The sequence below is a fragment of the Actinomadura craniellae genome (genome assembly GCF_003289645.1).
Classification (GTDB): Bacteria; Actinomycetota; Actinomycetes; order Streptosporangiales; family Streptosporangiaceae; genus Actinomadura_D; species Actinomadura_D craniellae.
This window is the reverse complement of the sequence record NZ_QLYX01000003.1, coordinates 123,351-150,275: the sequence shown is the minus strand read 5'-3', so window position 1 is coordinate 150,275 and position 26,925 is coordinate 123,351. Positions and strand designations below refer to the sequence as shown.

At 73.4% G+C, this 26,925-nt stretch carries 22 protein-coding genes; 6 read left to right on the top strand and 16 right to left on the bottom strand.

Annotated features, from left to right (window positions below; translation table 11 throughout):
* Positions 1 to 18: 18 nt before the first annotated feature.
* From DPM19_RS07405 to DPM19_RS07365, 9 genes are all read right to left on the bottom strand, one after another.
* Entirely contained in the window at positions 19 to 1,128 is a 1,110-nt protein-coding gene (locus tag DPM19_RS07405; protein WP_111864073.1) for an acyl-CoA dehydrogenase family protein, read from the bottom strand.
* Complete coding sequence (locus DPM19_RS07400; RefSeq protein WP_111864072.1) at positions 1,125 to 2,360, bottom strand: acyl-CoA dehydrogenase family protein; 1,236 nt, start codon at positions 2,358 to 2,360, stop codon at positions 1,125 to 1,127. Before DPM19_RS07400 ends, DPM19_RS07405 begins: the two co-directional genes overlap by 4 nt.
* The gene (locus DPM19_RS07395; RefSeq protein WP_111864071.1) at positions 2,357 to 3,697 is read right to left on the bottom strand and encodes a CaiB/BaiF CoA transferase family protein; all 1,341 of its coding nucleotides are present in this window, start codon (positions 3,695 to 3,697) and stop codon (positions 2,357 to 2,359) included. Before DPM19_RS07395 ends, DPM19_RS07400 begins: the two co-directional genes overlap by 4 nt.
* Positions 3,694 to 4,809, bottom strand: coding sequence for a CaiB/BaiF CoA transferase family protein (locus DPM19_RS07390; RefSeq protein WP_111864070.1), 1,116 nt, complete (start codon positions 4,807 to 4,809; stop codon positions 3,694 to 3,696). Before DPM19_RS07390 ends, DPM19_RS07395 begins: the two co-directional genes overlap by 4 nt.
* Complete coding sequence (locus tag DPM19_RS07385; protein WP_111864069.1) at positions 4,793 to 5,650, bottom strand: ABC transporter permease; 858 nt, start codon at positions 5,648 to 5,650, stop codon at positions 4,793 to 4,795. Before DPM19_RS07385 ends, DPM19_RS07390 begins: the two co-directional genes overlap by 17 nt.
* Complete coding sequence (locus DPM19_RS07380; RefSeq protein WP_111864068.1) at positions 5,647 to 6,744, bottom strand: ABC transporter permease; 1,098 nt, start codon at positions 6,742 to 6,744, stop codon at positions 5,647 to 5,649. Before DPM19_RS07380 ends, DPM19_RS07385 begins: the two co-directional genes overlap by 4 nt.
* The gene (locus DPM19_RS07375; protein ID WP_111864067.1) at positions 6,744 to 8,285 is read right to left on the bottom strand and encodes an ABC transporter substrate-binding protein; all 1,542 of its coding nucleotides are present in this window, start codon (positions 8,283 to 8,285) and stop codon (positions 6,744 to 6,746) included. The genes DPM19_RS07380 and DPM19_RS07375 overlap by 1 nt, the downstream gene beginning before the upstream one ends.
* A 102-nt stretch (positions 8,286 to 8,387) precedes the next feature.
* The gene (locus tag DPM19_RS07370) at positions 8,388 to 9,437 is read right to left on the bottom strand and encodes an ABC transporter ATP-binding protein (protein ID WP_111864066.1); all 1,050 of its coding nucleotides are present in this window, start codon (positions 9,435 to 9,437) and stop codon (positions 8,388 to 8,390) included.
* Positions 9,434 to 10,456 (bottom strand): ABC transporter ATP-binding protein, encoded by a 1,023-nt coding sequence (locus tag DPM19_RS07365; protein ID WP_111864065.1) that lies wholly within the window; start codon positions 10,454 to 10,456, stop codon positions 9,434 to 9,436. The genes DPM19_RS07370 and DPM19_RS07365 overlap by 4 nt, the downstream gene beginning before the upstream one ends.
* A 451-nt stretch (positions 10,457 to 10,907) precedes the next feature.
* On the opposite strand from DPM19_RS07365, the gene DPM19_RS07360 reads away from it, so the two are divergent.
* Together DPM19_RS07360 and DPM19_RS07355 are read left to right on the top strand one after the other, a co-directional pair.
* Complete coding sequence (locus tag DPM19_RS07360; RefSeq protein ID WP_111864064.1) at positions 10,908 to 13,325, top strand: AMP-binding protein; 2,418 nt, start codon at positions 10,908 to 10,910, stop codon at positions 13,323 to 13,325.
* Positions 13,325 to 14,395: a phosphotransferase family protein gene (locus DPM19_RS07355; protein ID WP_111864063.1), complete on the top strand. Its 1,071-nt coding sequence runs from the start codon at positions 13,325 to 13,327 to the stop codon at positions 14,393 to 14,395. Before DPM19_RS07360 ends, DPM19_RS07355 begins: the two co-directional genes overlap by 1 nt.
* 15 nt (positions 14,396 to 14,410) lie before the next feature.
* On the opposite strand, the gene DPM19_RS07350 is transcribed toward DPM19_RS07355, so the two are convergent.
* Positions 14,411 to 15,295: an SDR family NAD(P)-dependent oxidoreductase gene (locus tag DPM19_RS07350; protein WP_111864062.1), complete on the bottom strand. Its 885-nt coding sequence runs from the start codon at positions 15,293 to 15,295 to the stop codon at positions 14,411 to 14,413.
* 79 nt (positions 15,296 to 15,374) lie between these two features.
* On the bottom strand, positions 15,375 to 17,615 hold the full coding sequence (locus DPM19_RS07345; protein WP_111864061.1) for an acetate--CoA ligase family protein: 2,241 nt from the start codon (positions 17,613 to 17,615) through the stop codon (positions 15,375 to 15,377).
* 210 nt (positions 17,616 to 17,825) lie between these two features.
* Between DPM19_RS07345 and DPM19_RS07340 the strand changes: the two genes are divergently transcribed.
* The 4 genes from DPM19_RS07340 to DPM19_RS07325 are packed head-to-tail and all read left to right on the top strand — an operon-like array spanning position 17,826 to position 21,093.
* The gene (locus tag DPM19_RS07340) at positions 17,826 to 18,704 is read left to right on the top strand and encodes a MaoC/PaaZ C-terminal domain-containing protein (protein ID WP_111864060.1); all 879 of its coding nucleotides are present in this window, start codon (positions 17,826 to 17,828) and stop codon (positions 18,702 to 18,704) included.
* Between the two features lie 12 nt (positions 18,705 to 18,716).
* Positions 18,717 to 19,898: a thiolase C-terminal domain-containing protein gene (locus tag DPM19_RS07335; RefSeq protein WP_111864059.1), complete on the top strand. Its 1,182-nt coding sequence runs from the start codon at positions 18,717 to 18,719 to the stop codon at positions 19,896 to 19,898.
* Positions 19,899 to 19,909: 11 nt separating this feature from the next.
* On the top strand, positions 19,910 to 20,368 hold the full coding sequence (locus tag DPM19_RS07330; protein WP_111864058.1) for a Zn-ribbon domain-containing OB-fold protein: 459 nt from the start codon (positions 19,910 to 19,912) through the stop codon (positions 20,366 to 20,368).
* Between the two features lie 53 nt (positions 20,369 to 20,421).
* A complete protein-coding gene (locus DPM19_RS07325) occupies positions 20,422 to 21,093 on the top strand; it encodes a TetR/AcrR family transcriptional regulator (RefSeq protein WP_111864057.1) in 672 nt (223 codons plus the stop codon).
* A 105-nt stretch (positions 21,094 to 21,198) separates the two neighbouring features.
* Here the strand turns inward: DPM19_RS07325 and DPM19_RS07320 are convergent, their stop codons facing one another.
* The 5 genes from DPM19_RS07320 to DPM19_RS07300 are packed head-to-tail and all read right to left on the bottom strand — an operon-like array spanning position 21,199 to position 26,893.
* Positions 21,199 to 22,317, bottom strand: a complete 1,119-nt coding sequence (locus tag DPM19_RS07320; protein ID WP_111864056.1) for an acyl-CoA dehydrogenase family protein — start codon at positions 22,315 to 22,317, stop codon at positions 21,199 to 21,201.
* The gene (locus tag DPM19_RS07315) at positions 22,314 to 23,570 is read right to left on the bottom strand and encodes an acyl-CoA dehydrogenase family protein (RefSeq protein WP_111864975.1); all 1,257 of its coding nucleotides are present in this window, start codon (positions 23,568 to 23,570) and stop codon (positions 22,314 to 22,316) included. The genes DPM19_RS07320 and DPM19_RS07315 overlap by 4 nt, the downstream gene beginning before the upstream one ends.
* Positions 23,571 to 23,604: 34 nt before the next feature.
* Positions 23,605 to 24,945 carry a CaiB/BaiF CoA transferase family protein gene (locus DPM19_RS07310; RefSeq protein ID WP_111864055.1) on the bottom strand — a complete coding sequence of 447 codons (1,341 nt, stop codon included), beginning with the start codon at positions 24,943 to 24,945 and terminating at the stop codon, positions 23,605 to 23,607.
* Positions 24,942 to 26,027 (bottom strand): CoA transferase, encoded by a 1,086-nt coding sequence (locus DPM19_RS07305; RefSeq protein WP_111864054.1) that lies wholly within the window; start codon positions 26,025 to 26,027, stop codon positions 24,942 to 24,944. Before DPM19_RS07305 ends, DPM19_RS07310 begins: the two co-directional genes overlap by 4 nt.
* A complete protein-coding gene (locus DPM19_RS07300; RefSeq protein WP_111864053.1) occupies positions 26,024 to 26,893 on the bottom strand; it encodes a hypothetical protein in 870 nt (289 codons plus the stop codon). The genes DPM19_RS07305 and DPM19_RS07300 overlap by 4 nt, the downstream gene beginning before the upstream one ends.
* Positions 26,894 to 26,925 lie beyond the last annotated feature (32 nt).

Sequence of the window (26,925 nt, the reverse complement as noted above, 5' to 3'; positions counted from 1 at the left end):
GCGGCGCGCCGGCCGGGATCAGATGCCGATGAGGTCGGCGATGCGCCGCCGGTAGGCGCCCACGTCGCCGAACAGCATCAGGGATGCCTTGGCCCGCTTGAAGTAGAGATGCGCGTCGTGTTCCCACGTGACCCCGATCCCCCCATGGATCTGGAGGTTCTCGGCGGCGGCGCGGAAGTAGGCCTCGGCCGCGGTCGCCTTGGCCACCGCGGCCGCCCCGGCCAGCTCGTGCGGGGCGGCCTCCGCGCACCACGCGGCGTACCTCGTCATGGCGCGCGCCCCCTCGAGCTCGACCAGGATCTCGGCGCACTTGTGCTTGATGGCCTGGAACGACCCGATCGGCCGGCCGAACTGCTCCCGCACCTTGGCGTACGCCACGCTCATGTCCAGGCATGCCTGGGCTCCGCCCACCATCTCCGAGGCCAGCACGACATCGGCGTGGGCGAGCGCGGCGGAGAGCACGTCGCGGCCGCTCCCCGGAGGGGACACCGGCGTCGCCGGCGCGTCGACGAGATCGACCCGGGCCAGGCCCCGCGTCGGGTCGAGGGCGGGGAGCGGCTGGATCCGCACTCCCGGCGCGCCGGTCTCCACGGCGAACATCGCCGGCCCGCCGGGGCCCTCGGCCAGTACCAGCAGCACGGCGGCGGCGGCCCCGTCGAGCACGGGCGAGAAGCCGCCCGACACGGTCCAGCCGGACTCGCCGCCGCTCGCCCGGGCGGCGGCGGTCGAGTGCCACGAGGCGCCGGGAGCCAGCCAGGCCACGCTGACGACGGCCGACCCGTCGGCGATCCTCGGCAGCAGCGCGGCGCGGGCGTCGCCCGGGCCGGCCAGCAGGGCGGGCACGGCGAGACCCGCGGTGGCGAGCAGGGCGCTCGGGGCCAGGGCGCGGCCCGCCTCCTCGGCCAGGTAGGAGACCTCCTGGAAACCCAGCCCCGCACCGCCGAATTCCTCCGGCACGGCCAGGCCGGTCGCCCCCAGTTCGGCGGACATCCGCCGCCACAGCTCGCCGTCGAAGGCGGTCTCGGTCGCCATGACCTCCCGCACCCGGGTCAGCGGGCTCGCGGCGGCGAGGAAACGCCGGGACGTCTCCCGGAGGGCCTCCTGCTCGTCGGTGATCGCCAGGCTCATCGCGCGGCCCCCTTCGCGGGCTCGGGCTCCTTGGGGAGGCCGAGGACCCGCTCCCCGATGATGTTGCGTTGTACCTCCGCCGTGCCGCCCCAGATCGTGTGGGAGCGGGCGGCGAAGAACTCGTCCTGCCACTCGTCGAGTTCGTAGCCGGCTCCGGTCACCAGGGCGTCCGGCCCGATCAGGTCCATGGCGATCTCCGTCAGCCGGCGCTGGAACTCCGACCACCGGATCTTGCTGGTGGAACCGTTGGCCAGCCCCTGGCCGGACCGTCCGGCGGCGAGGTCGGCGACCAGCCCGAGGCCCGTCGCCCTGATGACCTGGATCTGCGACCAGGCCCAGGCCAGTTGCTCGCGCACCCGGACGTCGTCGCGGAGCCCGCGCTTGCGGACTTCGTCGACCAGCCGCCAGAACTGCCGCTCGAACGCGACGTGCTGCGTGGTGGCGCTGCCGCCGCGCTCGCTGCCGAGCGTCGTCATCGCCACCCGCCAGCCCTCGTTGAGGCCACCGATGACGTTGTCGAGCGGAGTGCGCGCGTCGGTGAGGAAGCTCTCGGCGAACAGCGCCTGGCCGCTCATCCGCGTGATGGGGCGGAACTCCACGCCGTTGGGCCGGCCATCGACTTCGAGGGGCAGCAGGACGTAGCTGATCCCGCGGTGTTTCGGCGCGGCGGGGTCGGTGCGGACCAGGCAGAACATCCAGTTCGCCTTGTAGTAGCCCGAGGTCCAGGTCTTCTGGCCGTTGATCACCAGATGGGTGCCGTCGACCTCGCCGCGGGTGCGCAGCCCGGCCAGGTCCGAGCCGGCACCGGGCTCGGAGAAGCCCTGGCAGTACTCGTGCTCGCCGCTGATGATCGGTGGCAGCACCCGCCGCTTCTGCTCCTCGGTCGCGTGCGCGATGACGGCGGGACCCACCAGGCCCTCCCCCATGCCCCGGGTCAGGCGGGGCACCCCGGCGCGGGCGAACTCCTCGTTCATCAGCGCGACCTCCACGCCCGAGAGCCCGCGCCCGCCGTACTCCCGGGGCCAGGCGACGCACATGAGGCCCGCTTCGGTGAGCGTGTCCGCCCACCGGTCGAGGTTCGCCTTGAGCTCCGGGGCGGGGACGCGTGGCACCGGCACCCCCCTCAGGTGATCCGGGGCGTTGCGCTCCAGCCAGTCCCGGATCTCGCCGCGGAACTCCAGGGCCGCGTCGCTGTACGGGATCGGTGAGACGTCCGGGTCGGGCGCCGTCATGGGCTCGTCTCCTCTCGTGCGGCCGCGGCCTCCCGGGGCACGTGCGGCGTGTCGGTGTCGGCCGTGGGGGCGTCGGCGAGCGCGGCGGTACCGCGCAGCGCGGCGATCCGCTCGGCGTCGTAGCCGAGCAGGTCACGCAGGACCTCGTCGTTGTGCTCCCCGAAGAGCGGGGCGGCCCGGCGGTGGGAGCCGGGGGTGCGGGAATGCCGGAAGGCGAGCGCGCTGTAGGTGCGCCGGCCGGCCGCGGCGTGGTCGAGATCGACCAGCATCCCGCACGCGCGCATCGCCGGGCTCCCGGCGATCTCGTCGCCGCCGAGGACCGGCGCCGCGGGCACGCCCGCCGCCTGGAGGCGCCCGGCGAGCGCCACCTTGTCGTGCCCGCGGGTGAGCTCGGACAGGACGTCGTCGAGCAGCCCCTGTGCGGCCTGCCGGTCGGCGAGGCGCTGGAAGGCGGGGTCGTCGGCGAGGTCGTGCGCGCCGAGGGTGGTGCACAGCGCCCGCCACTGCCGGTCGTCCGCCACCGCGATCGCGATCCACGCGTCGTCGCCGGCGCACGGGTAGGCCCCGTGCGGGGCCGCGTGGGGGACGTGGTTACCGTCGGGCACCCACGTCGACCCGGTCTCGACCTGCTCCAGGATGTACTCGCCGATCCAGGAGGCCGCGGCCTCGACCTGGGGGACGAGGACCCGCGAGCCGCGTCCGGTGCGTTCCCGGAGTTCCAGCGCCGAGACGACGGCCGCGACGGCGTTCAGCCCCCCGACGGGGTCCATGAGGGCGGGGCCGGTGAGGACCGGCGTGCCGTCGGGGTACCCCATGAGCGAGGTCATGCCGGCCGCGGGTTCCATCGTCTTGCCCATTCCCTGGTGGGAGGACGACGGCCCGCCGGGTCCGAAGGCCGGCATTTCCACGACGATGACGCGGTCGTTGACCCGGGCCAGATCGCGCCGCCCGATGCCCAGCCGGTCCAGGACGCCGGGGGTGAAGTTCGCCAGCACCACGTCGGAGCGGCGCACCAGGTCGTGCATCACGTCCATGGCCCCGGGCTGCTTGAGGTCCAGCGCGAGCGACCGCTTGTCGAGGTTCTGGGAGTTGAAGAGGACGTTGCGGTTCTGCGGATCCGCCCCGGGCGTCGACTCGGGGTAGTAGATCGGCGCGCCACCGCTGCGGGTGCCCCGCCAGGAGTCGGGGTGCCCGGGCGCCTCGATCTTGATCACGTCGGCGCCGAGGTAGGCCAGGCAGCGTCCGGCGAACGGCCCGGCCCAGGCGGTGGTGAACTCCAGGATCCGCACGCCGGTGAGGGGGCCGGTGACCCGGGAACCGGTCGGAACGGCGGTCATGCGGACCTCCGCCGGCTCTCGGCCGGGGCGGCCGGCAGGCGCGGGCTCGGTGACCGTACCTCCGTGTCGGCGCCCTCGATGGTGAAGACCGAGCGCACGGCCGGTTCCGCGCCGTCGGGGCCGGAGACCCGTGACATGACCTGCCGGATCCGCCACTGCTCGGAATCCAGGAGGTCGCGCAGGCTGCTGACCTTCTCCGCGCTGACCCGTCCGCGCTGGCAGGCCGCCACCACCTCGTCGGCCCGGCGCGTCGCCGCGCGCTCCTGCAGGACGGCGACGATCTCCTCCCAGTTGTGCAGCCGGTCCGCCGAGGTCCGGTACCGCTCGTCGTCCAGCAGGTTCTCGCAGTCGAGGACCCGGCACACGGTGGGCCAGTTCCGGATGACGAAGAGCACGATCCAGGCGTCCGCGCACCGCAGCAACGCGAGGAAGCCCGGGTAGCGCTGGCGGGTCCCGTGGGTGCCGTTGTAGCTGTACTGGCTCACGAGGTTCTGCCCCATCGCGGCGAGCGACTCGAAGACGGTGGCGTCGACCCGCTGCCCGGAACCGGACAGGCGGCGCTCGTACAGGGCCGACACGACGGAGATGTACGCCGTCGTCCCGGTGGCGTAGGAAGCCCGCGCGCCGATCCCGTAGATGGGTGCGCGGTCGGCCGCGCCCGTGGTCTTCATGGCGCCGCCGAGCGCCTGGTGGATCATCTCCGAGAACCGCCACTCGCCGTAGGGGCCGCTGCCGGGGGCGTCCCCCACGACGCAGTCGATCAGCCGGTCCCCGGCCCCGTCGGGCGGGTCCGACCCCTGGTCGCGCAGGACCACGTCCGCGCGGCTCACCAGCTCTCGCAACGCCCTCCGGTCGGCCGGCGAGCCGGGGTCGTGCACGAGGGACCGTTTGCCCTGGTTGAGGTGCCGGAAGAGGAACGAGTCACCGTGGGCGCGCGGTCCCTGGCGCCGGGTGGGGGTGCCGCCGGGCGGCTCGACCAGCACCACGTCGGCCCCGTTCATGGCGAGCATCCGGCCGGTGTACTGGCCGGCGACCGACGTGCTGAGGTCGAGAACGACCACACCCTCCAGCGCGGAGACGGCCCGGTCCGGCAGATCAGGCGACGACGACATCGTTCTCCTTCCGGTTGTCCGGCGACAGGTTCGAGCTCATCCGGTCGCGCAGGGCGTCCCCGATGCGGTAGACGCACAGGACCACGACTCCCAGGAGCAGGCCGGGGGGGAGGATCAGCAGCGGAGCCGACAGGATCTGCGAGTAGGCGTCGTTGAGGTCGCTCCCCCAGCTCGGTGTCGGCCGCTGGGGGCCCAGGCCGAGGAAGGCCAGGGCTCCCTGGATGACGAAGGTGAGCCCGGTGTAGATGGTCATCTGGATCACGACCGGACGCAGCGCGGTGGGCAGCACGTGCCGCACCAGCAGGATCGGCGTCCACACCCCCGAGAGCCGGGCGCTGGCCACGAAGTCCTGCTCGCGGGTCGCGAGCACGCCGGCCCGGGTGAGCTGGGCGGTGTTGGGGGCGAGGACCAGGCCGACGGCGACCATCGAGGTGACCAGGCCGACGCCGAGCGACCCGGTGATGGCGATCGCCAGCACCAGCAGCGGAAAGGCGATCATGACGTCGGAGATGCGCATCAGCACCGTGCCCACGTAGCGGGGCCAGAACCCGGCGATGGTCCCCCACGGCACGCCGAGCAGCACGGCGACCGCGATGCAGATCGCCACGCCGCCGAAGGCGTTCCGCCCGCCCCACATGAGCCGGCTCAGCACGTCGCGCCCGAACCGGTCGGTGCCGAGCAGGTGGTCGGCGCTCGGCCCCTGCAGCTTGTTCGCCAGGTCCTGCGCCAGCGGATCGTGCGGGGCGATCCACGGCGCGAGCAAGGCCATGAGGAGGAGCGACGCCAGCACGACCACCGAGATCCACGCGCCCGGGGGCAGGGCCGGGCGCCCGCGGCTCACGACGTCCCCTTCCGGATCGCCGGGTCGACCAGACCGGCCACGATGTCCACGACGAGGTTCACCACCAGGGCGATGAAGACGAAGACCAGGACGACGCCGAGGATGACCGGGAAGTCGAGCTGGCCGATGGCGGTGACGAGGGTCCGGCCCAGGCCCGGCAGCACGAAGATCTCCTCAAGGATCAGGGTCGCCCCGAGCTGCCCGAGCGCCAGCAGCCCGACGACGTTCAGGACGGTGGGCAGCACGGAGCGGAACGCGTAGTGCCAGGTGACCCTCCGCTCGGACAACCCCATGGCACGTGCGGTCCGCACGTAGTCGCTGGCCATGGCGTCGGCCATCGCGGCGCCGACCTGCCGGATCACGATGGCGCTGCCGCCGAGGATCATCGGCAGCGCCGGCAGGATCAGGTGGTAGAGGTTCTGCACGGGGTCCTCCGCGAACGGTGTGAACCCGAGCCGTGGCAGCACGCGCAGCCACACCGAGAAGATCGTGATCAGGACCAGGGCCGCGAAGAAGTCCGGAACGGCCAGTCCCAGGCCCGAGATGCTCCGGACCCACCGGCCGGACGACCGCGCGGCCCGTTTGCCCGCGAACACCCCCACCGGAATGGCGATCAGGCAGGTGCCCAGGATCGCGACGAAGGTCAGCTCCAGCGTCACCGGCAGGGTCTCCGCGATCGTGTCCGACACCGGGTAGCCGGTCTGGAAGGAGGCGCCGAAGTCGCCGGTGAGCACCTTCCCCAGCCAGCCCAGGAACTGCTCCGGCAGCGGGCGGTCGAGCCCGAGTTGCCGCTCGATCAGGGCCACCGACTCCGGTGTCGCGTTCTCGCCCAGCCGGGCGTAGGCGGGACCACCAGGGATGATCTTGATGAGGAGGAAGGTGAACAGGCCGGCCCCGAGCGCGGTGGGCGGGAAGAGCAGCAACCGGACGAGGATGAACCTGCCGAGGGAGCCCTTGATCCGCGGCCCCCGGCCGCGATCGTCGTGCGCCGCGCCCGGGGGGCGGGTCGCCTCGGCCGGGGCCTGCTCGTCCTGGCTCTTGCCCTTGCCGGCCGACCCCGTCCGTATCCCGGCGGCGTCGATCCGACCCGCCATCACTTCAGTCCAAGCGCGGTCAGGTCCGCCTCACCGTTGAGGGCGATCGAGGCCGTGCCACCGGTGACGCGCCCGGTCCAGGCCGTGACCGTGGGCGAGTAGTAGAGCAGGATGGCCGGCAGCTCCTCCTGGAGCACCTGGTGGGCGTTCTTGAGGGCCGCCTGCAACTCCTGGTCGCCCTGCGCGGCGTTCGCCCGGGCGATGGCCTCCTCGCCGCCGGGGATCGGGACGTTGCCCGCGTTGCCGCTGGACTTGGTGCTCAGCAGGCGACGGTGGATGCTCAGCCAGTCGGGCCCGGAGTTCATCCCGCTCGACATGATGTCGTACTTGTGCTCGGCGTAGAAACCCTTGGTCGCGTCCCCGATGTCCTTGGCCTCGAAGCGGACCTTGATCCCCACCTTGGCGAGCTGGTCGGAGATGACCACGCCGTTGTTGATGAACGACGGGGAGTTCAGCGCGACGCCGCGCAGGGTCAGGCCGTTGGGGTGGCCGGCCTCGGCGAGCAACTGCTTGGCCTTGGCGGGGTCGTAGGGGTAGGCGCCGTCGAGCTCGTTGAAGTGGAAGGCGTTGCCGGGCGGGAAGGGTTGCTGTGCCCCGACGTCGCTCAGGCCGCTGGTGTTGGCCTTGGCGAGCGCGGAGCGGTCGATCGCGTAGCTGATCGCCTGGCGCACCCGCTTGTCCCGGAGCGGCCCCTGGCTCCGGTCGATGCTGAGGTTGCTCATCGAGACCCCGAGGTTGTGCTGGGCGCGGACGTCGGTGCCCTGGAGCGCCTTGGGGGCCGAGTAGTCCAGCCGCCAGGCGAAGTCCACCTGGCCGCCGGTGAGCGCCGCCACCTGCGCGGAGGGGTCACTGATCATCTGCGAGGTGATGCGGTCGACCTTGGCCGCCGGCAGCCCGGCCTGCTGGTAGCCGGCCCACTTCTCGAGGGTCACCGACGCGCCGGGCACGAAGCCGGCCAGCCGGAACGGGCCGGCGCCCGCCGGCTTGGCCCCGTACTTGTCGCCCTCCTTCTCCCGCGCGGTCGGGGAGGCGATCATGCCGATGCGTGACCCGAGCATGTCGGGGAGGCCGCCGCTGGGCGCGGCCAGCTGGAAGACGAGGGTGTCGGCGCCCTGCACCTCGATGGACTTCAGTCCCGGGATCTGCTGGTTCTGGAGGGCGAGGCACTGCTCGATGCTCTTCTTCACCGCCGCCGCGTCGAGGGGGGTGTCGTCCTGGAACTTCAGGCCCGTCCTGAGCTTCAACGTCAGGGTCTTCTGCCCGTCGGAGAACTTCCACTCCGTCGCGATGCCCGGGGACAGCTTGCCCGTGCCCGGATCGGTGCGGATCAGCGGAGCGTAGATGGCGGCCAGGTAGGCCGTCTCCGACCCGTTGGCCGGCCCGCAGGGGTCGAACTGGCTCGGCTTGAGGCCCTGGAGGGTCCGCAGCGTGGTCCCGCCGCCCGCCCCGTCGGAGCCGGAGCCGCAGGCGGCGAGGGCGGAGACGAGCGCGGCGGTGAGGGCGGCGGCGCGGAAGCCGTGACGGTGGGGTCGCTGCTGCATCGGAGATACTCCTTAATCGGGGTGCTGGGTTCTCCGGAACGACGGTCGGGGAGGTCGGGGTCGGTCAGGTGGGGTCCTGGTCTGGGACGGTGCCGCCTGCGCTCAGCGCGGCTGTCGCGGGGCGGTGCCCGCGCGGATCTCGCGCCAGAAGTGGCAGGCGGTCTGGTGCGCCGAGCCGCCGCCCGGCGCGGGCTCGGCGACCGCCTCCGGACGGGGCTCCTCCCGCGCGCAGATCTCCTGGGCGAAGGGGCAGCGGGTGCGGAAGCGGCAGCCGGAGGGCGGGCGGCGCGCGTCGGGGATCTCTCCCTCGAGGAGCTGTACCTCGGCGTCGCGGGCGCCACGGGCGACCCGCGGCACCGCCCGGATCAGCGCCTGCGTGTAGGGGTGCCGGGGCGCCTGGAGTACTTCGCGCGCCGGTCCGACCTCGACGAGCCGGCCGAGGTACATGACACCGACGTCGTGGGCGATCCGGGCGATGGACGACATGTCGTGGGAGATGAAGACGTAGGTGAGGTCGAACGTCCCGCGCAGCTCGTCGAGCAGGCGCAGCACGCCGGCCTGGAGTGAGATGTCCAGCGCCGCCACGGGCTCGTCGCACATGACGAGCGGGGCGCGGGCGGCCACCATCCGGGCGATGGTGACACGCTGGCGCTGGCCACCTGACATCTGGCCGGGACGCCGGTCGGCGATCTCGGGACCCAGACCGACCTGTCCCAGCAGCTCCACGGCACGGTCACGCAGTTCCCGGGGGATCGTCAGCCGGTGCGGCACCAGGGGCTCGACGACGCTCTTCCAGACCGGTCGCCCGGGGTTCAGTGCCAGCACGGCGTCCTGGAAGATCATCTGGACCTGGCCGTCGCGCCCCACCGACGAGGCCGCCGGCGCCGGCTTCCCCTCCGGGCCGGCGATGGCGATGGTGCCGGAGGTGACCGGGACGAGTCCCGCGATGGCCTTGGCGAGGGTGGACTTGCCCGAGCCGGACTCGCCGATGATGCCGAGCGTCGTGCCGCGGGCGACCTCGACGCTGACGCCGTCGACGGCGCGCACGGCATCGCGGCGGTTGCCGTAGCGGACGACGAGGTCGCTCACGCGCAACGCGGGTGCCGGGTGCCCGTGCCCCCTGCGGGCGGGCAGCGTGCTGTCGACGGTCATGCCCCCACCCCCGGGAGCACCAGGTCATCGCTGCGCAGGCAGCGGGTCCGGCCGCCGTGCCGGGCCGGTTCGAGGGCCGGCACGTGTTCGGTACAGCGTTCCTCCGCGTAGGGGCAGCGCGGGTGGAAGCGGCATCCCCGCGGGGGACGGGCGGGGTTGGCCGGAGCGCCGGCGATGCCGCCCCCCTCGTCCGGGTGGTCCAGGCTCACGTCCGAGGCGCGCACCAGCGCCGCGGCGTAGGGGTGCTGCGGTGCGCTGAGCAGCTGATCGGCATCGTCGTCGTTGACCACCTGGCCGCAGTACATGGTCACGACTCGCGAGCACAGCGCGGAGACCACGCCCAGGTTGTGGGTGATGAGGAGGACGGCGAGATCGAGTTCGCGGGCGAGCCGCCGGAGCACCGAGACGACCTGGGCTTGGATCGTGACATCCAGGGCGGTGGTGGGCTCGTCGGCCACCAGCAGCCGCGGCCGGCAGACCAGGGCCATGGCGATCATCACCCGCTGGCACATGCCGCCCGACAACTGGTGGATATATGCATCCATGGTGCGCTGCGGGTTCGGCAGGCCAACCAGGCCGAGCATGTCGACGGCCTGGCGCCGGGCGTCGGCGACCCGTACCGGCTCGTGCGCGCGGATCACGTCGACGATCTGCTTGCCCACCGGGCGGGAGGGATGCAACGAGGCCCGCGGCTCCTGGAAGATCATGCTCATCTCGCTCCCCCGGATCCGCCGCAGGCGCTCCGCGTCGACTTCGAGCATGTCCACGCCGTCGAAACGGACGCTTCCCCGTACCGACGCGTGGGCTGGTAGCAGGCCCAGGAGGCTGAGTCCGGTCAGGGTCTTGCCGGATCCCGACTCGCCGACCAGCCCGACCAGTTCGCCTGACCGGATGGTCAGCGAGACCTCCGACAGCAACTGGTGGCCGCCGATCGACACGGCGAGGTCGTGCACCTCCAGCAGGGCCGGAGCGGTGTCGCCAGTCGTGTCGTCACGCGGGACGGGACCCGTCGTGGCCATCGGACCACCTCCGATCCAGAAAAATCTGCGCTAGCAGTGCATAAACTATTGTGGCCGCCGTCACAGGATGTCAAGGGGCACACCGGACGTTTCTGCCCCCGGGCTGAACCGTTCCGAAGCGGGCCACCGGCACTCTCGACACCCCCGCTTTCGCCACGCTGAGCACCGGCGACGCACGCCCGGTGCGCATGACGACGCCGGCTTCCAGCCAGGCGGAAGCCGTGCACGCGGCGCCTCGGGCACTCTTCTCTCAGGAATATGCACCTCAAGTGCAACGGAACACCCGGGAAGCTACGCACGTCAAGCACCCCCGGCGAGGGATTGGCAGACCAACCCCCCTGGACTAATGTGCACCATCAATGCAATAAATCTTGCCGCGCGAGACGCACCATCCCACCGCTTCGTCCAGCACGGACGAGCCGTCGACGGAAGGACCCGCATGGGCGCTCGGATGAGCATCGGTCGGCTCTTCGCCCACTTCGCCGCCACCAAGTCCGACGAGCCGGCCCTGGTGGCCGGCGACGGCTCCGAGCAGGTCACCTGGGCCGAACTGGACCGCCGCACCAACCGGCTGGCGCGCGCCTACGCCGCGGCGGGCGTCACGAGGGACGACACGGTCGCGGTCGCCCTGCCCAACTCCGTGGAGTTCTTCTGCGCGTGCGTGGCCGCCTGGAAGCTCGGCGGCACCGTCATGCCCCTCTCGCACAAGTTCCCGCCGGCAGAGCGGCAACGCGTGCTCGACCTGGCCCGCCCCACCCTTCTGGTGGGGGGCGGCGAGGCGCCCGCGGGCCTCGCCACGCTCCCGACCGGCTTCGTCCCCGGCCCCGACCTCGACGACGGCGAACTGCCCGACGTCGTCCCGACGTACTGGAAGGCGCTCACGTCCGGCGGCAGCACCGGCAAGCCCAAGCTCATCGTCAGCCACGACGACCCGCACTACGACCCCGGGTCCCCCGACGTCGATTACATGCATGCCGACGGCGTGCACCTCGTCTGCGGCCCGCTCTACCACAACGCGGCGTTCATCTACTCCGCTCGTGGACTCTTCTGCGGCAACCGGCTCGTGATCATGCCGCGCTTCGACCCCGGGCCGGCCCTCGATCTCATCGAACGGCACGGCGTCACCTGGCTCCAGCTGGTCCCCACCCACATGAACCGCCTCCGGCGCCTGCCCGAGGAACGCCTCGCCGGCGCCGACGTCTCCTCGGTGCGCACGCTCGTCCACGTGGGCGGACCGTGCCCGCCACGGCTGAAGCTGGAATACCTCGACTGGCTGGGGCCCGACCGCGTCGTCGAGATCTACGCCGGTACCGAGAGCCAGGGCATCACCCGCATCACGGGCGGGGAGTGGCTCGAGCACCGCGGATCGGTGGGGCGCGCCATCCGCGGTTCCCGGTTCGAGGTCCAGGACGAGGAGGGACGCGTCCTGCCGCCGGGCGCCGTGGGCGAGGTCTTCCTCATGCCCGCCGGTGGTCCGGGATCCACCTACCACTACATCGGTGCGGAGCCGCGCAGCCGGAACGGGTGGGAGTCGCTCGGCGACCTGGGCTGGTACGACGAGGAGGGCTACCTCTATCTCGCCGACCGGTCCACCGACTGCATCGTCAGCGGCGGAGCCAACATCTACCCCGCCGAGGTCGAGGGCGCCCTCGAATCGCACCCCGGCGTCCACGCCTGCGCGGTGGTCGGGCTCCCGGACGACGACCTGGGCCAGCGGTCCGTCGCCCTCGTGGAGCCCGCCCCCGGCGGCGGGCCGCCGCCCCGGGCCGACGAGCTCGACGAGCACCTCCGCCCGCTGCTCGCACCGTACAAGCGGCCGCGGGCCTACGAGTTCGTCGACGGGCCGCTGCGCGACGAGGCCGGCAAGGTGCGCCGCTCCGCGCTGCGCGCGGCACGGCTCCCGGGCGGCCCCGACCACGGCCGGCTGGTCCTGCCGAGCCGGGACCGGTGGCGGGACCTCAGGACGGGCTCCGCGGTCGTCGACCGGCTGCTGCGGGTGCTCGACCTGGACCAGGTCGACGAGCGCACCTTCGTGGGATCGAACACCGACCGGCCGGCGCACCGGGTCTTCGGCGGGCAGGTCCTCGCCCAGGCCTGCGTGGCGGCGGCGCGAACCGCTCCCGAGGACGTGGTGCTGCACTCGCTGCACGGCTACTTCGCCCGCGCCGGCGACCCCGCCGCCCCGATCAGGTACGAGGTGACCGCGCTGCGTGCGGGCCGGTCCTTCCACCTCCAGCGCGTCGACGCCTGGCAGGACCAGGAGATCATCGGGACGGTGACCTGCTCGATGCAGCGCGGCGAGCCCGACCACCTCGCCCACCAGGTGCCCGAGCCGGGGTCGCCGGTCCCGCCCGAGGACGCCTCTCCCCGCTACCCCTTCGCCGAGCGCGCCCCCGACGACGAGGGGCTGCCGGGCCCGGTCGAGCTGCGCGAGAACGACCGGGACGCGCCCGCCGGCCCGCTGGCGCCGTCGGAGGTCTGGCTGCGCGTGCCCGTGGGGCTGCCCGACGACCCGCTGCTGCACCGCGTCCTGGTCGTGTACATGTCCGACTACACCATCCTGCGCGCGGCCTTCCGCGGGCACGCGGTGCCGCGCGGGACGACGTCGGGCGCCAGCCTCGACCACGCCGTGTGGCTGCACCGGGCCGGGCGTGCCGACCGGTGGTTGCACTACGTCTGCACGAGCCCGTCGGCCGGGGCGGCCCGCGCGCTCGGCTCCGGCTCGCTCTTCTCCGAGTCCGGCGGGCTCGTGGCGACCAGCGCCCAGGAGATGGTCATCCGCTTCCGGACCGGAACGCGCGACGCCGGGGCGCCCACCCGCCCGGAAGCCGCGGCCGAGACGGTCCAGGTGCCGGGAGGTGGCGCCTGATGCCGTCCCGGAGCTCCGGCCCCGTACCCGGGCTGGACCTCGACCGGTTCTCCGCCTGGTACGAGCGGCAATGCCCGGGCGACCTCGGCCCCGACCTGACCGGGCAGGTGGTGTCCGGGGGCAAGTCCAACCTCACCTACGCGGTGTCCGACGGCACCACCACCCGGATCGTGCGGCGCCCGCCGCTGGGCCACGTCCAGGCGACCGCCCACGACATGGCGCGGGAGTTCACGGTCATCAGCGCGCTGGCAGGCACCACCGTGCCGGTCCCGCGGACCTTCGCCCTCTGCCGGGACGACACCGTGCTGGGGGCCCCGTTCTACGTCATGGAGCGGGTGCGCGGTACGGCGTACCGGCGCCGCGAGCAGATGGAGCCGCTGGGGCCCGAGCGCACCCGGCGCGTGGCGCTGGAGATGATCGGTGTCCTGGCCGGCCTGCACGCCGTGGTGCCCGCCGACGTCGGGCTGGCGGGCTTCGGGCGGCCCGCGGGGTTCCTCGCCCGGCAGGTGCGCCGGTGGGGCCGCCAGCTGGACGGCTCCCGCACCCGCGACCTCCCCGACGCCGACACGCTGCTGCGCCGGCTGCAGGCCGGGGTCTCGGCCCGTGCCCCCGGTCACGACGAGGCCGCGATCGTCCACGGCGACTACCGGCTGGACAACCTGCTGGTGCACGACGACCGGGTCGCCGCCGTCATCGACTGGGAGATGGCGACCCTGGGCGACCCCCTTACGGATCTGGCGTTGCTGCTCGTCTACGACAGGCTCTCCGGGATCTCGCGGGGCGCCAGCGACGCCACGGCGAGCCTGGCCCCCGGCTACCCCGGCGCGGAGGAGCAGCTCGAGCACTACGAACTGGCCGGTGGCCGGCGGCTGGGCGACCTCGAACTGCATCTGGGGCTGGCGCACCTCAAGCTCGCCGTCATCCTCGAGGGCATCCATTACCGGCATCTCCAGGGCGAGACGGTCGGCACCGGGTTCGACAACGTCGGGGACTCCGTCGAGCCGCTGCTCGCCGCGGGCCTGGCCGCCACCCGGAGCCTGGGAAAGAGGACGACCGGGCTTCGGCACTGACCCGCGGCCGGGCCCTCAGCGTGTCCGCGTCACGGCGGGGCGGAACAGCCGTTCCATGGACTCGCCCAGCGCCCCGGCGTCCCAGCGGGAACTGCCGGAGATCACGCGGACCGGTTCCGGGTTGCCGTAGAGGGTGACGTCGTAGCCGTTGGCGCCGATGATGCGGCCGGTCAGCCAGTCGGAGGCCGTACCGGCGATGTAGGTCACCACCGGGGCCACGTTCTCGGCGGCCCGCTGGTCCTCGGTGACCGCACGGGCCTTCTTCCGGTCGCCGGGGATCGAGGCCGTCATCCGGGTGGCGGCGACCGGCGAGATCGCGTTGGCCGTGACGCCGTACCGCGCCAGGCTGTTGGCGCAGGAGTAGGTCAGGCCGACGACGCCCATCTTGGCCGCGGCGTAGTTCGGCTGGCCGGGCGCGCCGAAGAGCCCCGAGCCCGAGGTGAAGTTGATGATGCGGAAGTGGCCGTCTTCCGCGCGCTGGTCGCGCCAGTGGGCGGCCGCCGGCTTGATGGTGTTGAAGTGGCCTTTCAGGTGCACCCGGATGACGTCGTCCCACTCCTCCTCGGACATGTTGAAGATCATCCGGTCGCGGAGGATGCCGGCCGCGTTGACCAGCACGTCGAGCTTGCCGAACTGCTCCACCGCCGTGCGCACCAGCCGTTCACCGGTGGCGGGATCGGAGACGTCGCCGTGGTCGGCCACCGCCGATCCGCCCGCGCGGGTGATCTCCGCGGCCACCTCCCCGGCCGGATTCGTGCCGCCCGCGCTTCCGTCGAGGTCCACGCCGAGGTCGTTCACCACGACCGCGGCGCCCTCCTGGGCGAAAAGGCGGGCGATCCCGGCACCGATGCCCCGTCCGGCGCCGGTGACGACCGCGACCCTTCCCGTCAGACTGCTCATGCTCCTCGTACCCTCCGCTGGTCTCGTGACCGGTCGTGCTCTGGTCTCTCGCGTCGCGTCCCGCGACCTCGCGGGCGGCTCACGCCCGGTCCCCCGGCATGTCCGGCGTCCGCTCGGACGGCCCGGTCACCACCAGGACGTCGAGCGCCTCCACCTGGGACCCGTGCACCCACCAGGGGTTGATCTCGAGGGTGTGCAGCGCCGACCCGAGGGACGACGCGGCCCGGGTCAGGGCGGACACGGCGCGGGCGACCGCGCCGACGTCCGCCGGCACCCCGCCGCGGATGCCCCGCAGCAGCGCGGCGCCGCGCAGTTCGCCGAGCATCTCCTCGACTTCGCCGGGGCTCACCGGGAGGGGGCGCAGGCTCACGTCCTCCAGCACCTCGACGAAGACGCCGCCGAGACCGACGGCCAGGACCGGGCCGAAGACCGGATCGACCGTCACCCCGGCGAACAGCTCGATGCCGCCCCGGCGCATCGGCGTGACCAGGACGCCCTCGACGTCGTCGGCGTGGGCCCGGCCGGCGGCGTGCACGCGGTCGAAGGCGTCGGCCGCCTCCCGCGGGCCGGTGACCATCAGCGCCACACCCCCGATGTCGGACTTGTGGGGGATGCTGGCCGAGCACACCTTGAGCGCCACCGGGTAGCCCAGGGCGTCCGCGGCCGCCCGCGCCTCCTCCCGGGTGCGCACGAGCGTGGCCGGTACCAGCGGCACGCCGTGGGAGGCGGCCAGGTCCCGCGAGGCCGCCTCCGACCAGGGGCCCGTGCGCGCGGGTGGCCGCGGGGCGGGGCCGGCGGCCGGCAGGTCCCCGGCGGGATCGTGGTCCTGCCGGAGCAGGTGCTGCCGGGCCCGCCCCCAGCGCAGGGCGTGCCCGACGGCCGCCATCCCCAGTTCGATCCCCGGCAGCACGCGCAGGCCGTGCCGGTCGAGCACCTCACGGGTGTAGGGCGAGAGGTCGGTGCAGGTCGTCGAGTAGTGCACGACCGGTTTCGCCGCCGACCCCGCGGTCTCGGCCAGCGCCGCCAGCCGGGCGTGCAGCGCGCCGGGGTCGGCGGGCTCCGCCGACGGCACGCTCAGCGAATTGAAGACGAAGTCGATGGAGGGGTCGTCCAGCATGGCCTCGAGGCAGAGGTCGGCCAGGCCGCGGCCGCCGGACGGGGGGCGCGCGAGGATGAACCCCGTGACGTCGAGCGGGTTGCGGGCCGCCGCGAACGGCGGCAGCAACTCGGTGAGCCGCTCGCACGTCCCGGGCGCCAGCTCGGGCACCTCGACTCCCTCGTCGTGGGCCCGGTCGGCGATGATGTCGCAGGCACCGCCGGAGGCGCTCACCACCCCCATGCGCGGCTCCGCCAGCGGTAGCCCCTGGGCCAGGAGGTCCGCGGTGACCAGCAGTTCCTCGAGGCTTCGTACGCGCACCACCCCCGCGCGCCGGAAGACGGAGTCGACCACCGCGTCGTCGCCGGCGACCGCGCCCGTGTGCGCCAGCGCGCTGGCCCGGCCCGCGTCGCTCCGGCCGACCTTGAGCACGACGACCGGCTTGCCCGCGCGCAGGGCCCGCCGGGCGAGATCCACGAAACCCGCGGGGTCACGGATGGTTTCGAGGAACATCGCGATGGCGTGAGTACGGTCGTCCTCGAGCAGGTGGGCGACGACGTCGGTGGCCGTGACGACCGCCTCGTTCCCCATCGAGGAGAGCAGGCTCAGCCCGATGCCGTGCCGGCTGGAGAAGTCCAGGACGGCGCTGGAGAGGGCGCCGCTCTGCAGCACCACTCCGACACCGCCGGGCCGCAGCGGGGAGGTGATCGGGAGCCCGAAGGGCGCCGCCCGGGCGTGCGGGTTGATGTAGCCCAGCGTGTTGGGGCCGAGCAGGGTCAGGTCGAGTTCGATCGCGCGGTCCACCAGGGCCTGCTCGCGGCGGCGGCCGTCCTCGCCGCTCTCGCCGTAGCCGGCGGCGAGCACCACGAGGTTGCGCACGCCGGCTTCGGCCGCCTCCTCCATCACCGACTCCACGCGTTCGGTGGCGACCTGGCAGAAGGCCAGGTCGACCGGCTCCTCCAGCGCGCGCAGGCTCGGTGCGGCGGGGAGCCCGAAAACCGACGCGTGGCGCGGGTTCACCGGCACGACGCGGCCCGGGAGGCCGCCGGCCCGCAGGCTCGCGACCACGAGCCGGGACCAGCCGGAGGACTCCGTGGCACCGACGAGCGCGACGCTGCGCGGAGCGAACAGGCCGCGCAGCCGCTCGGGCCGGGCCAGGCGGCGGCGTGCCGCCTCGCGCCCGGCGACGTCGATCGGTGCCGCACCGGCGGCTGTGCTGGCCATCGAGCGCTCCTTCCTCGACCACCGCCGCGCTCCCGGGCGGTCGCCCAACTTAGAATTGCGTTCCAAGATGGAGACTGGACCAGCGCCTTGCCGCCTGTCAACGGGTTGACAGACCGGCCCAAACTGATTAGTTCTAAAACGCGATTCTAAGTTGAGGCGGATCGGGCCGAACCACGCGACGGTGCCCGACGAACCGAGAGGAGCCGAGGGATGGCGCTCGATCACGCGCTCGTCGGAGTCCCGGGCGAGCCGGCGACCCGCTCATGGGACGGCACCGACGCGCTGCTGTACGCGCTCGGCGTCGGGGCCGGGGCGGCGGACCCGCAGCAGGAACTGGCGTTCACCACGGAGAACACCGGAGGGATCGACCAGCAGGTGCTGCCCACGTTCGCCGTCCTGGCCGCACAGGCGCGCGGCGGCCCACGCCGCCGGCTGGGCGACTTCGACCCCGCCCGGCTGGTGCACGCCGAGCAGGCGTTCCGCCTCCACCGGCCACTGCCCGTGGCCGGCTCGGTGCGGGTGACCTCCACGGTCACCGACATGCTCGACAAGGGGCGGGGGGCGCTCGTCCGCACGGAGAGCACCGCCACCGACGACGACGGCCGGCCGCTCATCACCGCCCGCAGCGGCGCCTTCATCATGGGCGAGGGAGGCTCCGGCTCGGTGTCGGCCGAGCGCTCCGGCGACCACCCGCTGCCGGGCGACGAGCCCTGGACCCGGCCCGAACGGGAACCCGACCACCAGGTCGTCTACCGCACACGGCCCGACCAGGCACTGCTCTACCGGCTCAGCGGTGACCGCAACCCCCTGCACTCCGATCCCGCCTTCGCCGCGCGCGGCGGCTTCGAGCGCCCGATCCTGCACGGCCTGTGCACCTACGGCTTCACCGGCCGGGCGCTGCTGCACACGCTGTGCGACTCCGACCCGGCCAGGTTCCACGCCATGTACGGCCGCTTCAGCCGCCCCGTCCTCCCCGGCGACGTGCTCGTGGTGAACCTCTGGCGGGACGGCGAGGGCCGCGCCCTGTTCCAGACCCAGACCGAGAACGGCACGGTCGTCATCGACCGCGGCGTCGCGCACCACTCCTGAGACGAGGTCCCCGTGTCCCTCCGCCGAGCAGCCATCGCCGGCATCCACGAGTACCCGGACCGCCTGACACCCGGCATGAGCAGGCTGCAGATCAAGGCCGTCTCCGCGGGACGGGCCCTCGCCGACGCCGGGCTGCACTGGTCCGACGTCGACGCCCTGTACGACGCCGGTGAGGTGGGGCCTATGTCGGGAATCGCCGTCGCCGAGTACTTCGGCGTCACCCCCCGGGTGATCGACACCACCGCGGTCGGCGGCAGCTCGTACGAGTTCCACGCCGCACACGCCATGCGCGACATCGCGGCCGGCCGGGCCCGGGTCGCCCTGCTCACCTACGGCTCGACCGCCCGGAGCGAGTCCCGGGCGATCGGAACGGGAGGGCGCGCCGGCCAGGCCACCCCGGCGAGCTCGATGGAAACACCGTACGGCCTCAACCTGATCGCCAACTACGCGCTCGTGGCCCGCCGCCACATGCACGAGTACGGCACGACGCCGGAACAGCTCGCCGAGATCGCCGTGACCGCCCGGGCGCACGCCGTGCGCAACCCCGAGGCGGTGGCCGCGCTGAAGTCGCTGGGAATCCGCCACACCGGCGAGATCACCATCGACGACGTGCTGTCCTCCCGCCAGATCGCCGACCCGCTCCACCTACTGGAGTGCTGCATGGTCTCCGACGGCGGCGGCGCGGTCGTGATCGTCGCCGACGACGTCGCCCGGGACCTGCGCCACCCACCGGTGTGGCTGCTGGGAGCCGGCGAGGCCGTGGGCTACCCCGGCAACGACCGGGACATCACCACCAGCGCGGCCGCGCGCTCGGGCCCGGCCGCGTTCGCCGAGGCGGGCCTGGCACCCACCGACATCGACATCGCCATGATCTACGACTCCTTCACCATCACCGTCCTGACGCTCCTGGAAGACCTCGGCTTCGCCGAGAAGGGCGGCGGCGGGACCTTCGCGGTGGGCGGCCGCCTGCGCTGGGACCGGCCCGGTGCTCCCGCGCTCAACACCGACGGCGGCGGGTTGTCCTCCAACCACCCCGGGATGCGCGGGATCTTCCTGCTGATCGAGGCGACCCGGCAGCTGCGCGGGGAATCGACGTCGCAGGTGCCCGGCGCCCGCCATGCCATCGCCCACGGCAACGGCGGCCTTCTCGGCACCCGGCACGCCGCCGGCACGATCATCCTGGGCAAGGACTGAGGAGAACGTCGATGAGCACCGACACCACGGGCACGTCCCGCGCCGAACGGCCGGCCCCGCAGCGGCCGTTGCCGCTCTTCCCCGAGCCCGACACCGAACCCTGGTGGCGGGCGACCGCCGAGCACCGCCTGCTCTACCAGGTCGGCGCGTCGGGCCGTCCGGTCTTCTACCCGAGGCTGGTCGGGCCCGACGCGCTCGAACCCGGCGGGGAGTGGCGGGAGTCCGCCGGCGCCGGCGGCGTCTACAGCTACACGGTGCTCCGCCGGCACGGCCACCCGTTCTTCCGCTCGCAACTGCCCTACGTGGTGGGCTTCGTCGATCTCGATGAGGGCTTCCGCATGCTGGCCCAGGTCGATGCGGACCCCGAGGCGATCCGGGTCGGGATGCGGGTACGGGTGGGGTGGGAGGACCACGACGGCCTCAGCGTGCCCGTCTTCGTACCGGACGAGGGCCGGGACTCCGTCCCGTAGCCTGATCTGCGCCGTTCTCCGCGGCCACGACCTGACACGAACAGGGCTTCCCGATGCCACGACAGACCACCTCAGGCGCGTCACCCGACGGTGGCACGCGGAAGTGGCGCTCGACCGAAACCGTACGTGCCGAGATCCTCGACGCCGCCCGGCACGTCTTCGCGCGCCAGGGCTTCACCGAGGCCAGCATCAGCGAGGTCGTCGAGCAGTCGGGGGCGAGCGTCGGCAGCATCTACCACCACTTCGGCAGCAAGACCGATCTCTTCCTGGCGCTGTGGGAGCGCCACCGCGACGAGCAGGTCGCGATCGTGCACCAGGGCGTGGTCGACGCGCAGGCCGCGGGTGTCACCGACCCTTTCGACCTGCTCGTCGCCGGGTCGCGCGCCTACCTTGAGGCCACCTGGTCCCGGCGCGACCTCGTGCGCATCTTCCAGGTCGGTGACACCCCTCCCGGCTTCTCCGAAGAGCAGCGACGCAGCGGCCGGGCGTGGCTCAACCGCAACTTCCGGCTCCTCGGCGCCACCGACGAGCCGGTGAACCGGGTGCTGGTGTGGCTGGTCACCAGCTACATCGGCGAAGCCCGCCGCGAGATCGCCAAGCAGCGCACGGCACGGGCGGCGCGCGAGCAGGTCGCGGCGATGCTCGAGGTGCTGGAGCGGATGCGGCCGCTGCTGGCGAGCGCCGCCGGCATGCAACTCGTCGTCCGGGACGACGAGAAGCACTGAGGGGGTGCCGTGCCCGGAGCCCCGGGCCGAGAGCCCGGCTCCGGTGGTGGACGTGATCTGCCACTGAGGGGTGCCGTACCCGGGGCCCGGGTACGGCGTCTCCCGTCAGATGCCCAGCCGGTCCGCCAGCCGCAGCCGGAAGGCCCTGGTGTCACCGAACAGCACCTGGCACGCCTTGGCCCGCTTGAGGAACAGGTGCGCGTCGTGCTCCCAGGTGAAGCCGATCCCGCCGTGGATCTGCAGGCCGTCCGCGGCGGCGCGGAAGAACGCCTCGGCGGCCGCCGCCTTCGCCAGGGCGGCCACCGTGGGCACCTCCTCCGGGCTGGCGCCGCACGCCCACGCGGCGTACCGGGCGCAGGAGCGCGCGCCCTCGATCTCGACCAGAACCTCGGCGCACTTGTGTTTGATCGCCTGGAAGGAGCCGATCGGGCGGCCGAACTGCTCACGCTGCCGCGCGTAGGCCACGGCCATGTCCAGGCACGCCTGGGCGGCGCCCACCATCTCCGCGGCCAGCAGCACGCACGCCTGGTCGCGGGCCGCGGCGAGCAGGGCACTCCCGGCTCCCTCCTCGCCCACCCGGGAGCCCGGCGCGCCGTCCAGGACGAACTCGGCGAGTCCCCGTGTCGGGTCGAGCGCCCGCACCCGGTGCCGGTCCACGCCGGGTCCCGTGGTGTCGACGGCGAACACCGACGGGCCGGCCGGCGTGTCGGCCACCACCAGGCACAGGTCCGCGGCGAGCCCGTCGAGTACCAGGGCCACCCGGCCGTCGAGGGCCCATCCGGAACGCGGACGCGGGACCGCGGTCGCGGCGCCGCCGACCGTGTCCCACGCCGCCCCGGGCGCGAGCCAGCCGACCGTGGCGACGGTCTCCCCGGCGGCGATGCCGGGCAGGTACCGGGCCTGGGCGGCGCTGTCACCGCTGGCCAGCAGGAGGGGGACCGCCAGGCCGAGCGTCGCCAGCAGGGGGCCCGGGAGGAGCACCCGGCCGGTCTCCTCGAAGACGTGCGCGAGCGCCTGCACGTCGATCCCGCTGCCGCCGTGCTCCTCGGGCACGCCGATGCCCTGCACGCCGAGTTCGACGGCCAGGGCACGCCAGGTCTCCGGGTCGTGCGGCACCGGCCGCTCCATCAGCTCGCGGGTGCGCGACAGCGGTGCGCGGGAGTCGAGGAACCGGCCGACGGCGGCCCGCAGGTCCTCCTGCTCGGCGGTGACGGCGAGGCTCATCGGCCCATCCCCCTGCTCTCCTTGGGGAGCCCCAGGACCCGCTCCGCGATGATGTTGCGCTGTACTTCCGCGGTGCCGCCCCAGATCGTCCCCGACCGGGACGAGAGGAACTGCTCCTGCCAGTACCCCAGCCCGTCCTCGCCCGCGCCCCCGGCGGTGAGGGCCTCGGGACCCAGCAGGTCCAGGGCCAGCTCACCGAACCCGCGGGCGTACTCCGACCACCTGATCTTGGTGACGGAGCCGTTCTCGGCCCGGGTGGTCGGATCCTGCCCCGCGGCCAGGGCCGCGAGCAGGTGGAGACCGGAGAACCGCATGGTCTCGATCTGGGTCCAGGCCCAGGCCAGCTTCTCCCGGACGGCCGGGTCGCCGGCCAGGCCACGGGCCCGTACCTCCTCGACCAGGGCCCAGAAGTCACGCGCGTAGGCGACGTGGGCGATCGTCGCCCGGTTCCCCCGCTCGTGCCCGAGGGTGGTCACCGTGACCCGCCACCCCTGGTGGAGACCGCCGATGACGTTGAACAGGGGCACCCGCGCCCCGTCGAGGAAGGTCTCGGCGAAGCCCGAGCGGCCGGTGAGCTGGCGGATCGGCCGGAACTCGACGCCGGTGCCCGGCCCGTTCTCGGCGACGGGGAGAAGGACGTAGCTGATGCCGGCGTGCTTGGGTGCGTCCGGATCGGTGCGGACCAGGCAGAACATCATGGTGGACTCGTAGTAACCGGAGGTCCACACCTTCTGGCCGGTGATGACGAGTTCGTCCCCCTCGACCACGCCCGACGTCCGCAGGCCGGCGAGGTCCGAACCGGCGCCCGGTTCGGAGAAGCCCTGGCAGTACACGTGCTCCCCCGAGATGATCCGCGGGAGGAAGTACGCCTTCTGTTCCTCGGTGCCGTGGGCGATGACGGCCGGCCCGACGGTCGTCTCGGCCCGTCCCCGGGTGACCCGGGGGACGCCCGCCCGGTCGAACTCCTCGTTCATGATCGCGACTTCCACGGGGCTCAGCCCCCGGCCACCGTATTCCCGGGGCCAGGAGACGCACATGTAGCCGGCGTCGCAGAGCACCTTCCCCCAGTCCCGGAGCGCCTCGGTGTGGGGGCTGCCCGGCGGGGCCGGCCAGCCGACGCCGCGCAGTTCCGGGGGTGCGTGTTCGCTCAGCCAGGCACGGAACTCGTGCCGGAAGTCCTCGGCCTCCGGGCCCGGGTCGACGGCGGCCGCCGTCGGCGGCAGGGCCCGGTACGCCGTCTGGTGGGTGGTCATCGCGGCACCTCTCCTCGGTGGGTCAGCGGCGGGGTCATCGGCGGGCTGGATCGTGGCGGACCCGGCGCGGGCCCCGGCGCGGCGGGTCATCCACCACGGGTTCGTCGGTCACCGTTCCGCTCGCCCGCAGGCCGGCGACCTCCTCGGCGGTCATCCCGAGCAGGCCGGTGAGCACCGCCTCGTTGTGCTGGCCGAAGACGGGGGCGGGCCGCCGCATCCCGCCGGGGGTGCGGTCGAGCCGGAAGGCCAGGCCGGGGTAGACGTGGGTGCCGGCCTCGGGGTGGGTCAGGGTGGTGAGGAAACCGCAGGCGTGCAGCCCGGGGTCGGCGGCGACGTCGGTCCCGTCGCACACGGGGGCCGCGGGCACGCCGGCGGCCTGCAGGGTCTCGGCCGCCTCGCGCCGGTCGCGCGTCCGGGTCCAGGCCGCCACCGCCTCCTCGAGTTCGCCCTGGTGGGCCAGCCGGCCCGCGAGCGTCGCGAAGCGCTCGTCGGCGGCGAGGTCGGGGCGGTCGAGGACGCGGCAGAGGGCCTGCCACTCCGCGTCGCCGCGCACCGCGACGACGACCCACTCGTCCTCGCCCGCGGCCGGGAACGCCTCGTGCGGGGCGGCGTCGGGCACGTGGTTGCCGTCGGGGGTGAACGACCGGCCTGATTCGAGCTGCTCCAGCACGAACTCCCCGATCCAGTGCGCCGCGGCCTCGGTCTGCGGCACCTCCACGTGGCACCCGACGCCGTCGTGCGCCCGCAGTTCCAGGGCCGTGACCACGGCCGCGGCCGCGTTGAGCCCGCCGATCGGGTCGAGGATCGCCGGGCCGGTGAGCACGGGCTCCGCGTCGTCGCCGTACCCGATCAGCGAGGCCATGCCGCACGCCGCCTCCATCGTCTTCCCCATCCCCTGGTGGGTCGACATGGGCCCGGTCGACCCGAAGGCCGGCATCTCCACGACGATGATCTGATCGTTGATCGCGGCGAGCTCCGCGTAGCCGATCCCGAGGCGGTCGAGCACGCCGGGGGTGAAGTTGGCGACCAGGACGTCGCTCACCGCGGCCAGGCGCCGCAGCACCTCCAGGCCCCCGGGCAGCTTCAGGTCCAGGGACAGCGAGAGCTTGTCGTGGCCCTGCGTGTTGAAGAGGAGGTTGCGGTTGTAGGGTTTCTCGCCCGGGTCGAGGTCGGGGTAGTGGTGGGGTGGCCCGCCGGTCAGGAACCCGCGCCAGCCGTCGGGACGGCGCGGCGGTTCTATCTTGATGACCTCGGCCCCCAGCCACGCCAGGCTGCGCGTCGCCATCGGACCCGCCCACGCCGTGGTCATGTCGATCACCCGGACGCCGGCCAGCGGGCCGGGCCCTCCCGGTTCCGGCCGGGCCCCGGCGGTCACCGGGCCTCCCCCGGGCCCGGGCCGGGCCGGTCGGCGAGGTAGGGGGAGCCGGAGATGCGGAAGACCGGCCCGAGGGCCTGCTCCCCGGCCCCCGTGCGCGCGCCGCGCACGACGCCCCGGTCGCGCCACTGCTCTGCTGACACCAGTTCCTCCAGGGTCCAGACGCGCTCGCAACTGATCCGCAGTTCCTGCGCCCGGGTCACCACCTCCTCGGTCGTCATCCGCAGCGCACGGTCCTGGAAGACCTTCACCAGCTCGTCCCAGTTGCGGATGAACGACCCGGGCTGGGCGAAGCGGGGGTCGTCGATGAGGTGCTCGGCGTCGAACGTGCGGCACACCGCCGCGGGATCGCGGATCGCGAACATCACGATGTGGCCGTCGGCGCAGCGCAGCGTGGCCAGCAGGCCGGTGTAGCGCGCCCGGCTCTCGGTCGTGCCGTTGTAGCTGTGCTGGGTCACGAAGTTCTGACCCATCGCGGCCATCGACTCGAAGACGGAGGCGCGGACCCGCTGCCCGCGCCCGGAGCGGCGCCGCTCGTGCAGGGCCGCCAGCACCGACACGAAGGCCGTGGTGCCACAGGCGTAGTAGGCCCGCCGGCCGACGCCGTACAGCGGCTGCCGGTCGCTGCGGCCGGTCGCGTTCATGTAGCCCGACAGGGCCTGGTGCACCATCTCGTCGGCGCCCCAGCCGGCGTACGGCCCGCTCTCCGGGAAGTCGCTCACCACGCATTCCACGGTCCCGGGGCCGAGCGCGGGCAGGACGGTCGTGGCGTCCCGGACGACCACGTCGGCGCCGGCCACGAGCGCGCGCAGCCGCGCGTCCCGGTCCGGCTCCGCGGCGGGCAGTGACACCGGCACCTTGCCCTGGTTGAGGTGCCGGAAGAGGAGGGAGCCGGTGGCGGCGAACGGGGGCATCCGGCGCGTCGGCGTGCCCTCGGCCGGCTCCACCAGGGTGACCTCGGCGCCGTAACCGGCCATCAGCTTCCCGCAGTACTGGCCGGCCACGCCCGAGCTCAGGTCGACGACGTTCAGGTGCCCCAGCGCGGCGGGGCGGGGCTGGTCGCGCCGCGGCGGCCGGCTCATGAGTACAGGTCCGAGGACGCCTTCATGACCCGGCTCATCATCAACACCGAGATCACCGGGGTGCCGCCGCGGCCGGCGACGGTTTCGGTCCACATGTACTCCGTCTTGGGAGTGCACCCGAGCGCTCGCACCGTGCTCGTGACGTGGTAGGTCTCGCCGAGCAGCAGCGGACCGGCCAGGTGCCGGATCTCGATCGCCCCGTAGAGACCCACGCCGGCCCCGCGCCGCTGCGCGAGGGCCTGCTTCACCGACTCGAAGGTGAACCACACCTCGGTGGACGGTGACGCGACGGCGGGGCCCCAGGGCGAGGACTCGTCGTACCAGTCGAGGGGCTCGGTCATCAGGCCCCCGCGCAGCCGGTCGCGCTGCCGCTCGCCGTCGAGCCGCAACTCGCCCAGGTCGATCACCTCACCGACCTCGATGGAGGAGAGGATCCGGATCTGGTCGGCGTCCCGGCTCGTCATCCGGTCCGCCAGGCCGCCCCGCCCACCGGGAGTTCCGGCGGTGGCCGAGCCTTCCCAGACGCGCTCGCCCGCCGCGGTGTCCATCCACAGCTCCGCCCGCCCCCCGGCGTCGCGGGTCGCGGGACCCCGGGCGAAGGCCCGCACGGCTTCGCCGTCGACGGTGGCCCGCCGGAAGTACGCGGCCATCGTCCCGCGCTCGAACCACTCCTGGCCGAAGAGGTCGAGCACCAGCGGAACCGCCTGCTCCATGTGGTAGCTGCCCGCGATCGTGCCGCCGCGGAAGCCGAGCCGCCGCGCGGTCGCGTCGTCGTGGATGCTGCCGGACGCCGTCAGGTGCAGGTTGCGTGGGCGCCGCACCTCCCCGGCGAGCGTCGCGCCGTCCGCACCGGTCCTTCTCGTCATGAACGTCGGCCTCCCTCGTTCATCGCCGTCCT